This is a genomic window from Pseudomonas sp. LPB0260, assembly GCF_013388395.1.
Map to the genome: position 1 here is coordinate 610861 of NZ_CP058247.1, position 11640 is coordinate 622500.

Sequence of the window (11640 nt, forward strand, 5' to 3'; positions counted from 1 at the left end):
CTGGCCCAGAACTCTGCAGTCGAGCCATGCATAATGCCCCTATCGGCCGATCGGGGCATTTTTCGTTGGGCGACCGACAGTGACGCCGACGGGCGTTGTGAGCGAACCGCAGCCCCTGCAACAATCCCCCCATTCCTCGGCCTGACGACACGGCTTGGCAAATCGACGAACAAGGAGCTCTTGGCATGAACCTGCAGCAATCCATCGGCAACGCTCTGGGCGTGCGCGCACTCGACACCCCGGCGGAGCTCGCCAGCGAAGTGCAGCGGCGTCTGGCATTCATCAAGGAGCGGCTCGGACAATCCGGCTGCAGCACCCTGGTGCTGGGCATCAGCGGCGGCGTGGACTCCCTGACGGCCGGGCTGCTCTGTCAGAAGGCGGCCGCCGAACTGCGTGCCGAAGGCCGGCAGGCGGAATTCATCGCCGTACGCTTGCCCTACCGTGACCAGCAGGATGAGGCCGATGCCCAGTGGTCGCTGCGCGTGATCAATCCTGATCGCATCGAAACGGTCAACATCGCTGCCTGCGTCGACGGCTTGATGTCGGCCCTGCAACCGGCAGACAACGCCGCCAGGAACGACTTCGTCAAAGGCAACATCAAGGCGCGCGCGCGCATGGTGGCGCAGTATGCCCTGGCCAACTACAACAACGGCCTGGTAGTCGGCACCGATCATGCGGCCGAAGCGGTCATGGGCTTCTTCACCAAGTTCGGCGACGGTGCCTGCGACCTGGCCCCTCTGACCGGCCTGGTCAAGGGGCAGGTCCGACAGATCGCCACGCTACTGGGCGCACCGGAGGCACTGGTGTACAAGACGCCCACCGCCGATCTGGAGGAGCTCGAGCCCGGCAAGCCGGACGAAAAGGCCTATGGTTGCACCTATGAACAGATCGATGACTTCCTGCTCGGGCGCGCCGTGGCGAAAGAGGCCGAAGAGCGCATCATCCAGACCTACCGCAGGACCGAGCACAAGCGCAGCCTGCCCTATACCCCCTGATCGACTCGCTCGCGGCGGCAGGCAATGCGCGATGCGGCTGGACCGGCAATCCGCCGCTTCCTCCGTCATGCGAGCGCTCGAACAGCGCAGGCTTGCATCTGATCGCCGCCACTGCGGCGACCTGCTAGCGTTGCTGAAGATCCGGCCACTGCGTGAGGCGCCATGACCCAGGAAGAAATAGCCCGCTATTGCCTGCAGCTGCCCGGCGCACGCGAAGACTTCAAATGGGGCAACAACCAGGTGTTTTCCGTGGCCGGCAACAAGATGTTCGCGGTACTGAACTTCCTCGGCCACGATCTGGCCTGCAAAGTCGACAGCGACCTGTTCCTTGGCTATGTCGACCGACCCGGCATCCGCCCGGCGCCCTACCTGGCAAGGGCCCACTGGATCAGCATGAGCTGCACGCACCTGCCCCTGGGCGACGCCGAGCTGTGCCAGCTGCTGACTCGCGCCCACCAGCTGGTGGTGCGCCGGCTACCCAAATGCCGGCAGGTCGGCCTGCTGCTGGACGACTGAGGCCGAGGCTCAGCCTGCGGCGGTGCTCCAGTCGATCAGGCCTATCTGCCAGGTGGCCAGGATCAGCAGGCCGAACACAATCCGATACCAGGCGAAAGCGGTATAGCCGTGATTGCCGATGAAGCGCAACAGCGCACGCACGGCGATCATGGCAAAGATGAACGAGGTGACGAAGCCGATGGCGAACACCGGCAGATCGGCCGGCAGGAACAGCTCGCGATACTTGTAGCCGGAGTACACCGCGGCACCGACCATGGTGGGTATCGCCAGAAAGAACGAGAACTCGGTCGCCGCCTTGCGCGACAGGCCGAACAGCAGCCCGCCGATGATGGTGGCGCCGGAGCGGGAGGTCCCCGGGATCATCGCCAGGCACTGGGCGCAACCGATCTTCAGCGCCTGCTGCCAGCTCATGTCATCGACCCTTTCGGCCAGCACCTGATGGGTCCGTTGTTCGGCCCAGAGCATGGCCACACCCCCTACCACCAGCGCGCTGGCGACCGTGATCGGGTTGAACAGAAACTCGTGGATCAGGTCGGCAAAGGTCACCCCCAGCAGCACCGCGGGAATGAAGGCGATCAGCAGGTTGCCGGTGAAGCGCTGGGCCACGCGCTCTTTCGGCAGCCCCAGCACAACATCGAAGAGTTTCTGCCGGTACTCCCAGACCACGGCAAGAATGGCGCCCAATTGGATGATGATATTGAACGCCATCTCTCGCTCACCGGAAAAGTCGATGAGATCCGCGACTATGATCTGGTGACCCGTACTGGAAATCGGCAGGAACTCGGTAATACCTTCGACAATACCTAGAATCAAGGCCTGTACGGCCAACCACAGTTCCATCAAAACTCCCGGGGCGCACGGCAGCGGCCGCGCAAATAACATGTCATTGAAGTAATCGAGTGCTAGAGAACGGGTCTGGGACCCATGTTTCGCCGTGAGGTTCCCACGCGTTGCCAATAAACCTCAGATAACTTAGGTTTTCCGCGCGAGGGCCGAAATGCTATCAGAGAAAGCGGCACTATCGCCGTATCTGTGCAAAGTCTTGCGCAGCTAATCTGGCCCCGCCAAGGCGAGCCTGAAATAATTCTGTCAGCCGAGCTGGCCATATAACCTAGTGGTGCAATCCCACTCCCCGATTTCAATTACAACAACAGGGAGCCCCTTACGATGAATAGCCTCCGAAACCTGCCCATCAGCCGCCGCCTGTGGCTGATCTCGGCCGTCGCCATCGTCATGCTGTGCGTTCAGGGCGGATTGATGCTGCAGCAACTGCACAGCGGCCTGTATGCCGCCAAAGGCGAGAAGACCAAGCATGTGGTGCAGGGCGCAATGGGCATCCTCCGCCACTACCAGGGGCTGGAAAGCAGCGGCGCCCTGAGCCGTGAGCAGGCCCAGCAACAGGCGATGGATATGATCCGCGGCCTGCGCTATGCAGGCCAGGAGTACTTCTGGATCAACGACCAGACGCCGACCATGATCATGCACCCGACCAATCCCAAGCTGGAAGGACAGAACCTTTCGGGCTTCAAGGATCCGGACGGCAAGGCCCTGTTCAACGAAATGGTGCGCATCAGCAAGGCCGAAGGCGCCGGCCAAGTTGACTACCGCTGGCCGAAACCGGGCTCGAGCGAGCCGGTCCCCAAAGTCTCCTACGTCGAATTGTTCCAGCCGTGGGGCTGGATCATCGGCTCCGGCGTATACGTCGATGATGTCGAGGCCGAGTTCAGGACCCAGGCGCTGGGCGCACTAGGGGTGGGCCTGATCATCACCCTGCTGATGGCCGCGCTGGTGATGCTCATCGCACGCAGCATCGCCCGGCCGCTACGCGACGCGGTGGAGGCCATGGCCAATATCGCCAGCGGCGAAGGCGATCTGACCCGCACCCTGGATACCGCCGGGCGCGACGAGCTGGCGGCGCTGGCCGGACACTTCAACGCCTTCACCGGCAAGGTTCGCCAGGTGATTCGCCAATCGCTCGAGTCCGCCGGCACCCTCGATCAGGCCGCCCGTTCGCTCGGCGGGATTGCCGAGAACGCGCAACAACACAGCCAGCAGCAATCGCAGCAAATGGAGCTGGTGGCAACAGCGGTCAGCCAGGTGACCTACGGCGTGCAGGATGTGGCGAAGAACGCCGAACACGCCTCCAGCGAGGTACGTAGCGCCGAAGAGCAGGCCCTGCAAGGTCAACAGAATATCGACGCCAGCTTGCGCCAGATCAGCCAGCTGTCCGCCACCATCGACCAGGCGGTGGCCGTGATGCACGCCCTGGCCGAGGAAAGCACGCAGATCGGTAGCGTCCTGGAGGTGATTCGCTCGATCGCCGAACAGACCAACCTGCTCGCCCTCAACGCCGCCATCGAAGCGGCCCGCGCCGGAGAACAGGGTCGCGGCTTTGCCGTGGTGGCCGACGAGGTGCGTTTGCTCGCGCAGCGCACACAACAATCGACCGCCGAGATTCAGGGCATGATCGAGCGCCTGCAGGGCAACTCCGAGGCCGCGGTGAAGGTCATCAACGAGAGCAGTCAAGCCTCTCAGCTGACCGTCGAGCAGGCCAGCCAGGCCGGCGAGAGCCTGGCCCTGATCGCCCAGTCATTGCGCAACCTGACCGGCTTGAATGCTTCCATCGCCAGCGCCACACTGCAACAATCGCAGGTGGTCGAAGACATCAACCAGAACGTCACCCAGGTGGCGGGGTTGGCACATGACAATGCCCATGCGGCCGAGCAGTCCAGCGAGGCTGGACAGCGCCTGGTGCAGATGGCCGAGCAGCTCAACGGACTCTTGAGGCAGTTTCGCGTATGAGGCAAACATGAGCGGCATGGAGCATCAGGAAGTCGACCTCAGCAGGCCGCAGAACCAGGACCTGATCTGGGATCTGGACAGCATCGCTCGGCGGGAGCTCGCCGAGCGTTTCATCAAACTGTTCGAGAACCGCCTGTGCGTGTACTCGGAGTCCGTGCGCCAGCTCTATACCAACTACGACCTGCACTTTCCCAGCGACCTAGGCCGTAAGATGGTGGTGCTGCCCAACCCCTACGCCTTCCATGACACCCTGCACGGCATCGAGTCACTGGCCGTGCGCAAGACCGGCCTCTGCGTGCTGCCCGGTGCCTTGCTGGGCAAGCCCGGCCTGCTCCTGGCCACCCAGATCAAGGAAGGCGGGCCGGCCCCCAAGACCATGCCGTTCAAGCCGGCCCTGGCGCAGATCATCAGCAATCAGAAGAAGATGGGCGACCTGTTCCTGCCGATCATGATGAAAGGCGACTTGCGCGAGTTCGATCAGCAAATGCCCTACATCCACCTGCATCGCCTGCAGATCAGTCGCCTCAGCCGCCTGTCCACCTTCGAGCGCGATGACATCCAGCAGACCATCACCCGCAAACTGCTGATGCTCTATCGCCAGGCCGACAGCCTGGTCTGCTAGGTCGTGGCCCGGCCAGCTCAGCGTTTTTGACTACAGGCGCAGCAGACTGATCCAGGCCAGCAGCAGGCTGATCGTCACCACTATGGTCAAGGGCCGCCGCAAGGCCGGATACCACTTGGGCGCCAAGCCCAGCTTGACTGCGCGCAAGTCGGCAAAGTAGAGCAGCACGAAGGCCAGCAGAAACACCGGCAGGGCGAAGCCAAAAGGCAGGCCGCTGGCTATCGCGACCCATCCCAGCATCGGCGGGATCACCGACAGGCCGAGCTGCAGCTTGGCGCGCTCATCGCTCGCCTCGGCGCGCATCGCCAGCCCCCAATGAATCGCCCCCATGAATGCCAGGATTACCGCCGCGTAGTCCAGCAGCGCAGACATGACATAGGGGCGCCAGGCAAACGGGGTGATCCAGATGCCCAGAGCCCCGCTAACGAAAGGAATCAGGCCGGCGTAGCCGAGGTGCATGGCCAGTTGCTGGGGATGCTTGGCTTCGAAGGGATGCATCGCGAACTCCTGTCAGATGTGCGCTCAGGGTAGCCAGACATTGGTCTCCCCTGCAAACCAGCGGGACTCGAATCGCTCAGCTCCGGCCGGCGCTTCCGCAGTCGTCCCCGGAGCCCCATCAGACCCAGCTCCATCGCAGCGGGCGCAACGCCAGACGCCAGCATGTGCAGGAGCATTTTCCCCCAGGTTGGCAGAGGGCAGAATCCCGGGAGAACTCATGGCCGCTTGCCATTAACCGGCGCACTTGGCATAAAGTCAGGCCAATATCGACAAGGAAGTGCCCGATGCGAACGCTCCGTCGCGCCCTAGTGAGTCTCCTGCTGTTGCTGGGTCTTGGCCTCGGCATCGGCCTGTATTTCATTGCCAATCCCAACCTGCCCGTCTATCAGGAGCCGACACGCCTCCACTATCTGGACCAGTGGAGCGAAGAACAACGCCAGACCTACTATTACACCCCCCAGGGCACCCGAGTTAAGGGTTTGCGCTACGACTGGTTCGGCGCCCTCGAACTGCCCCTGAGCACGCGCAAGTTCGCCACCCCAGATTACCTCGCACGCTTCGGCTTTCTGGTCGACCCCAATCAGAGCGCCAGTGAACGCAATCCGGCGAACCTCCCGGTCGGTTTCGCTCGCCATGAAGACAGCGCGAACGGCATCCAGTACCTGGACATCAGTTGCGCGGCCTGCCACACCGGCGAGCTGCGCTATCAGGGCGAAGCCGTGCGCATCGACGGTGGGCCGGCCCTGCATTCGCTCGCCTCGACCGTACCCACACTCAAAGGCGGCGGATTCGGCCAGGCCCTCGGCATGAGCATGGCGTTCACCTACTACAACCCCCTCAAGTTCAGACGCTTCGCCAAGGAGGTCCTCGGCGAGCAATACCCTGAAGGGCGTGATCAGCTGCGCCGCGACTTCAAGGACGTGCTCGATCGCCTGCTCGATACCGCCTACAACGACTGGCATCGCGGACTCTATCCGACCGAGGAAGGCTTCGGCCGCACCGATGCCTTCGGACGCATCGCAAACAGCGTATTTGGCGACGCGATCGATCCGGCCAACTATCGCATCGCCAACGCGCCGGTGAGCTATCCCCATGTCTGGGATATCTGGAAGTTCGACTGGGTGCAGTGGAACGGTTCGGCCATGCAGCCGATGGCACGCAATATCGGCGAAGCCCTTGGCGTCGGGGCGACCCTGCACCTGCTCGACGACCGCGGACAGTCCGTTACAGAAGACGAACGCTATGCCTCCAGCGTGCGTCTGCGCGATCTGTACACCCTAGAGGAAACCCTGCAAGAGTTACAGCCGCCAGCCTGGCCCGAAGCCGTCTTCGGTCCGATCGACCGTCCGCTGGCGAGCCAGGGCCGGGCTCTTTTCCAGGAGAACTGCGCCTATTGCCACGCCCCGAACCCCAAGCCCCGAGACAAACGCTTTGCCCCAGCACGCGACCCGGAATGGCACATGCGCGTCGTGCCCATCGAGATAGTCGGCACTGACCCTACCGCGGCTGACAACATTGCCGACCACCGTTTCGATATCAGTCGACTGGGTTGGTCCAAAGAGCAGCTGGGCAAGCTGGACGTTCGCCTGTTCGGTGCCACCCTGGATGCCGTGGACTTCAAGAACATCTCCAGCGCCAAGGGGCTGGCCTACATCACCGCGTATGTGGCGAACCGCGCCTACCAAGACGCGGGGATACAGCCCAGGGAGCGCTGGCGCATGGACGGCTTCGGCCTACCGATCGGCGTCCAGGAAAAGCGCGGCTACAAGGCCCGCCCGCTGGACGGCATCTGGGCCACCCCGCCCTTCCTGCACAACGGATCGGTACCCACGCTGTTCCAGTTGCTCTCGCCGCTGACGGAGCGGCAGGCGCAGTTCTGGGTCGGCAGCTTCGAGTTCGACCCACAAAAGGTCGGTTTCGCCAGCCAGGAGTTTCCAGGCGGTTTTCTTTACGACACCCGCATCACCGGCAACAGCAACCGCGGCCACGAATTCCGCGATGGCTGCCGCCAGGGCGGAGTGATCGGGCGCGCCCTGCAGCCCGAAGAGCGCCTGGCGCTGATCGAGTACCTCAAGGTTCTGGGTAACACCGAGCTCGAAAAACAGCTGCAGCCCATCAAGGCCAAACCCTGGAGTCCGGGGCCCGAATGCCAGCCCTCAGACAGCTCGCCCGCGCGCAAAGGCCAGTCGGAGCACACTTGAGCCTGGCCACCAGACATGACCACGACGGATAAGGGAAACAATCCATGCTGAAACAAACCTGGCTCTGGCTCGGACGCCAGTTAGGCAGAATGCTGCTCCTGCTGCTGGCCCTCGGTCTGGGCGGCTGGGCGGCTGGCACGCTTTATTACAAGGAGAAGCACTCCGGTCCGGTATCCAGCGAGGAGCAGATACCGCCCGGTGAAGCAGCCCTCACCCAAGCCATCATCGAAGATGCCATACGCATTGTCGAACAGCACCGCGACAACACCCGGGTACTGCGCGACGCCCACGCCAAAGCCCATGGCTGCGTTAAGGCCGAAGTGACCGTGCTTAGCGATCTAGATCCAAGCCTGCGCCATGGCGTGCTTAGCGAGCCGGGGAAAAGCTGGCAGGCCTGGATGCGCCTGTCCAATGGCAATGCCTATCCGCAGTTCGACCGTACTCGCGATGCCCGCGGCATGGCCATCAAGCTTCTGGGCGTACCCGGCGAGAAGCTAATGGAGGGCGCTAGGCATGATGACGAACAGGACTTCGTGATGTTCAACCATCCGGTATTCTTCGTCCGCGACGTGGCCGAATACCGCAGCAACTTCGCCGCCCAGGCTGATGGCAAGAAAGCCCTGGCCTTCTTCCCCAGCTGGGATCCGCGCACCTGGGAAATACGCCATCTCATCATTGCACTGAAGACCCTGGCACCCGCGCCGCAGAGCCCGGTCGCGACCACCTATAATTCCATCGCCCCGTTCAAGCTTGGCCCCCACAACATCAAGTATCGCGTCATACCTGCTCCAGAGAACTGTCCGCAGTATCGCCTGCCGGAGCCCAACACCGACCTGCCCAACTTCCTGCGCAGCGCGCTTTACCAACAGCTTTCACTGGACCGCGTACCCGCCTGCTTCGCCCTGCAGGTCCAGCGACAGAACCCTTCTTACTACATGCCGATCGAAGATCCGAGCGTCGAGTGGGATGAAGCCGTATCGCCCTATGAAACCGTCGCCAACATCCAGGTGCCCGCCCAGGATTTCGATAGCACAGAGCAGAACCGTTTTTGCGACAACCTGTCCTTCAACCCCTGGCACTCGCTTCCCGAGCACCGGCCGATTGGCGGCCTCAACCGCCTGAGGAAGGCCGTGTATGAAGCCGTAAGCGTCTATCGCCACGAAAGAAACGGCGAGACGCCGAACAACTAAATTTCCACCGCGGCTGACACCTACGGCCTTAGGCGAGCATCCCGCTGCCCGCAGCATTGGGTAAAGCACAGGCCTAGCTGGTAAGATCAGCCTTTATCAGAGCGGAGCTTGCAGCCGCGCATCCTAGAGAGACATGCAGTAGTGGAACTGTTCAAAGAGTTTGTTTTCGAGGCCGCTCACCGCCTACCCCACGTCCCCGCTGGACACAAGTGTGGGCGGTTGCACGGCCACTCCTTTCGCGTCGCCGTCTACATCGAAGGCGAGGTCGACCCCTATACCGGCTGGATCCGCGACTTCGCAGAGATCAAGGAGATCTTCAAGCCGCTCTACGAGCAACTGGATCACAACTACCTCAACGATATTCCCGGCCTGGAAAACCCCACCAGCGAAGTCATCGCCAAATGGCTCTGGCAGCAACTCAAGCCGCTCCTGCCGGAACTGTCCCGCATCCGCATCCACGAAACCTGTACCAGTGGTTGCGAGTACCGCGGCGACTGAATTCAGTCCATAAAGAAGCCACCCCTCGGGGTGGCTTCTTTATGGGCGTCAATGATCTACACATTGCGTCCAGCCCGGGCATGAAATCAAGATTGCTTCCAGACTGCGGCGCGGCTGATGCCCAGCGCCGCCCCGAGCGCCTCGCCGGAATGGAAGCGGCCATCTTGGAGAAGCCTTAGTAATGGCAGCATGCTGCCTCCCCTCGGAGCAATAAGGCACGCATGATAACGATGCCCCTGCCACTTGCCTACAAACGTAAAGAGGCGTTTTCCAGCGCGCAAAAGCAAACCCCCGACCCGCTTTCGCGTGTCGGGGGTTTGGGATAGGTGCTTGACGATGACCTACTCTCACATGGGGAAACCCCACACTACCATCGGCGATGCATCGTTTCACTACTGAGTTCGGGATGGGATCAGGTGGTTCCAACGCTCTATGGTCGTCAAGCAATTCAGCTGGGGAGTCGCGGTTAAGGCGCTTCCCCGAATTGGGTATGTGATGTCTGGTATTGCGTGTTCTGGCAAATTTTCGGTTTGTTGTCGACTTCAACCGTCTGGCACACAAACAGCAAATTGTTTGGGTGTTATATGGTCAAGCCTCACGGGCAATTAGTATGGGTTAGCTCAACGCCTCACAGCGCTTACACACCCCACCTATCAACGTCGTAGTCTTCGACGGCCCTTTAGGGAGCTCGAGGCTCCAGTGAGATCTCATCTTGAGGCAAGTTTCCCGCTTAGATGCTTTCAGCGGTTATCTTTTCCGAACATAGCTACCCGGCAATGCCACTGGCGTGACAACCGGAACACCAGAGGTTCGTCCACTCCGGTCCTCTCGTACTAGGAGCAGCCCCTCTCAAATCTCAAACGTCCACGGCAGATAGGGACCGAACTGTCTCACGACGTTCTAAACCCAGCTCGCGTACCACTTTAAATGGCGAACAGCCATACCCTTGGGACCGGCTTCAGCCCCAGGATGTGATGAGCCGACATCGAGGTGCCAAACACCGCCGTCGATATGAACTCTTGGGCGGTATCAGCCTGTTATCCCCGGAGTACCTTTTATCCGTTGAGCGATGGCCCTTCCATACAGAACCACCGGATCACTAAGACCTACTTTCGTACCTGCTCGACGTGTCTGTCTCGCAGTCAAGCGCGCTTTTGCCTTTATACTCTACGACCGATTTCCGACCGGTCTGAGCGCACCTTCGTACTCCTCCGTTACTCTTTAGGAGGAGACCGCCCCAGTCAAACTACCCACCATACACTGTCCTCGATCCGGATAACGGACCAGAGTTAGAACCTCAAGGTTACCAGGGTGGTATTTCAAGGATGGCTCCACGCGAACTGGCGTCCACGCTTCAAAGCCTCCCACCTATCCTACACAAGTAAACTCAAAGTCCAGTGCAAAGCTATAGTAAAGGTTCACGGGGTCTTTCCGTCTAGCCGCGGATACACTGCATCTTCACAGCGATTTCAATTTCACTGAGTCTCGGGTGGAGACAGCGCCGCCATCGTTACGCCATTCGTGCAGGTCGGAACTTACCCGACAAGGAATTTCGCTACCTTAGGACCGTTATAGTTACGGCCGCCGTTTACCGGGGCTTCGATCAAGAGCTTCGCTTTCGCTAACCCCATCAATTAACCTTCCGGCACCGGGCAGGCGTCACACCCTATACGTCCACTTTCGTGTTTGCAGAGTGCTGTGTTTTTAATAAACAGTCGCAGCGGCCTGGTATCTTCGACCGGCATGAGCTTACGCAGTAAATGCTTCACCCTCACCGGCGCACCTTCTCCCGAAGTTACGGTGCCATTTTGCCTAGTTCCTTCACCCGAGTTCTCTCAAGCGCCTTGGTATTCTCTACCTAACCACCTGTGTCGGTTTGGGGTACGGTTCCTAGTTACCTGAAGCTTAGAAGCTTTTCCTGGAAGCATGGCATCAACCACTTCGCATTCTAAAAGAACGCTCGTCATCAGCTCTCGGCATTAAGCGCCCGGATTTACCTAAGCACTCTGCCTACCACCTTAAACACGGACAACCAACGCCGTGCTGGCCTAGCCTTCTCCGTCCCTCCATCGCAGTAACTAGAAGTACGGGAATATTAACCCGTTTCCCATCGACTACGCATTTCTGCCTCGCCTTAGGGGCCGACTCACCCTGCGTCGATTAACGTTGCGCAGGAAACCTTGGTCTTTCGGCGTGCGAGTTTTTCACTCGCATTGTCGTTACTCATGTCAGCATTCGCACTTCTGATACCTCCAGCAAGCTTCTCAACTCACCTTCACAGGCTTACAGAACGCTCCTCTACCGCTCATCCTAAGATG

Annotated in this window: 9 protein-coding genes, 2 rRNA genes and 2 pseudogenes (1 of these 13 only partly in view); 8 read left to right on the plus strand and 5 right to left on the minus strand. The window is 60.7% G+C overall.

The annotated features are described in order from the left end of the window. Positions 1-185: 185 nt before the first annotated feature. Together nadE and LPB260_RS02595 are read left to right on the plus strand one after the other, a co-directional pair. A complete protein-coding gene (gene nadE / locus LPB260_RS02590) occupies positions 186-995 on the plus strand; it encodes an ammonia-dependent NAD(+) synthetase (RefSeq protein WP_208707088.1) in 810 nt (269 codons plus the stop codon). Positions 996-1157: 162 nt separating this feature from the next. Then, positions 1158-1511, plus strand: a complete 354-nt coding sequence (locus tag LPB260_RS02595) for an MmcQ/YjbR family DNA-binding protein (protein WP_208707089.1) — start codon at positions 1158-1160, stop codon at positions 1509-1511. Positions 1512-1520: 9 nt separating this feature from the next. Here the strand turns inward: LPB260_RS02595 and LPB260_RS02600 are convergent, their stop codons facing one another. Next, positions 1521-2351, minus strand: coding sequence for an undecaprenyl-diphosphate phosphatase (locus tag LPB260_RS02600; RefSeq protein WP_208707090.1), 831 nt, complete (start codon positions 2349-2351; stop codon positions 1521-1523). Between the two features lie 417 nt (positions 2352-2768). On the opposite strand from LPB260_RS02600, the pseudogene LPB260_RS29260 reads away from it, so the two are divergent. From LPB260_RS29260 to LPB260_RS02610, 3 genes and pseudogenes are all read left to right on the plus strand, one after another. Next, positions 2769-3455 (plus strand): annotated as a pseudogene (locus tag LPB260_RS29260) (cache domain-containing protein); the annotation flags it as partial. A 123-nt stretch (positions 3456-3578) separates the two neighbouring features. Continuing rightward, the gene (locus LPB260_RS29265) at positions 3579-4313 is read left to right on the plus strand and encodes a methyl-accepting chemotaxis protein (protein ID WP_371926157.1); all 735 of its coding nucleotides are present in this window, start codon (positions 3579-3581) and stop codon (positions 4311-4313) included. 7 nt (positions 4314-4320) lie between these two features. Beyond that, positions 4321-4935 carry a hypothetical protein gene (locus tag LPB260_RS02610; protein ID WP_208707092.1) on the plus strand — a complete coding sequence of 205 codons (615 nt, stop codon included), beginning with the start codon at positions 4321-4323 and terminating at the stop codon, positions 4933-4935. 30 nt (positions 4936-4965) lie between these two features. Here LPB260_RS02610 and LPB260_RS02615 read toward each other — a convergent pair whose 3' ends face one another. Next, positions 4966-5433, minus strand: a complete 468-nt coding sequence (locus tag LPB260_RS02615) for a DUF3429 domain-containing protein (protein ID WP_208707093.1) — start codon at positions 5431-5433, stop codon at positions 4966-4968. A 284-nt stretch (positions 5434-5717) separates the two neighbouring features. Here LPB260_RS02615 and LPB260_RS02620 point away from each other — a divergent pair, with 284 nt between their 5' ends. The 3 genes from LPB260_RS02620 (at position 5718) to queD (ending at position 9322) form a co-directional block, all read left to right on the plus strand. Then, positions 5718-7634 carry a di-heme-cytochrome C peroxidase gene (locus LPB260_RS02620; RefSeq protein ID WP_208707094.1) on the plus strand — a complete coding sequence of 639 codons (1917 nt, stop codon included), beginning with the start codon at positions 5718-5720 and terminating at the stop codon, positions 7632-7634. Positions 7635-7678: 44 nt separating this feature from the next. Then, positions 7679-8824: a catalase family protein gene (locus LPB260_RS02625; RefSeq protein WP_208707095.1), complete on the plus strand. Its 1146-nt coding sequence runs from the start codon at positions 7679-7681 to the stop codon at positions 8822-8824. 141 nt (positions 8825-8965) lie between these two features. Continuing rightward, positions 8966-9322 (plus strand): 6-carboxytetrahydropterin synthase QueD, encoded by a 357-nt coding sequence (queD, locus tag LPB260_RS02630; RefSeq protein ID WP_208707096.1) that lies wholly within the window; start codon positions 8966-8968, stop codon positions 9320-9322. A 92-nt stretch (positions 9323-9414) separates the two neighbouring features. Here the strand turns inward: queD and LPB260_RS02635 are convergent. From LPB260_RS02635 to LPB260_RS02645, 3 genes and pseudogenes are all read right to left on the minus strand, one after another. Continuing rightward, positions 9415-9513: pseudogene (locus LPB260_RS02635) on the minus strand (bifunctional biotin--[acetyl-CoA-carboxylase] synthetase/biotin operon repressor); the annotation flags it as partial. Positions 9514-9650: 137 nt separating this feature from the next. Then, positions 9651-9766 (minus strand): 5S ribosomal RNA (gene rrf, locus LPB260_RS02640). A gap of 140 nt (positions 9767-9906) precedes the next feature. Continuing rightward, a 23S ribosomal RNA gene (locus LPB260_RS02645) occupies positions 9907-11640 on the minus strand (it continues 1157 nt past the right edge of the window).

Bases quoted from the DNA above. Each gene is read 5' to 3' on its own strand.
- nadE (WP_208707088.1), top strand. From the start codon at position 186: ATGAACCTGCAGCAATCCATCGGCAACGCTCTGGGCGTGCGCGCACTC.
- LPB260_RS02595 (WP_208707089.1), top strand. From the start codon at position 1,158: ATGACCCAGGAAGAAATAGCCCGCTATTGCCTGCAGCTGCCCGGCGCA.
- LPB260_RS02600 (WP_208707090.1), bottom strand. From the start codon at position 2,351: ATGGAACTGTGGTTGGCCGTACAGGCCTTGATTCTAGGTATTGTCGAA.
- LPB260_RS29265 (WP_371926157.1), top strand. From the start codon at position 3,579: ATGGAGCTGGTGGCAACAGCGGTCAGCCAGGTGACCTACGGCGTGCAG.
- LPB260_RS02610 (WP_208707092.1), top strand. From the start codon at position 4,321: ATGAGCGGCATGGAGCATCAGGAAGTCGACCTCAGCAGGCCGCAGAAC.
- LPB260_RS02615 (WP_208707093.1), bottom strand. From the start codon at position 5,433: ATGCATCCCTTCGAAGCCAAGCATCCCCAGCAACTGGCCATGCACCTC.
- LPB260_RS02620 (WP_208707094.1), top strand. From the start codon at position 5,718: ATGCGAACGCTCCGTCGCGCCCTAGTGAGTCTCCTGCTGTTGCTGGGT.
- LPB260_RS02625 (WP_208707095.1), top strand. From the start codon at position 7,679: ATGCTGAAACAAACCTGGCTCTGGCTCGGACGCCAGTTAGGCAGAATG.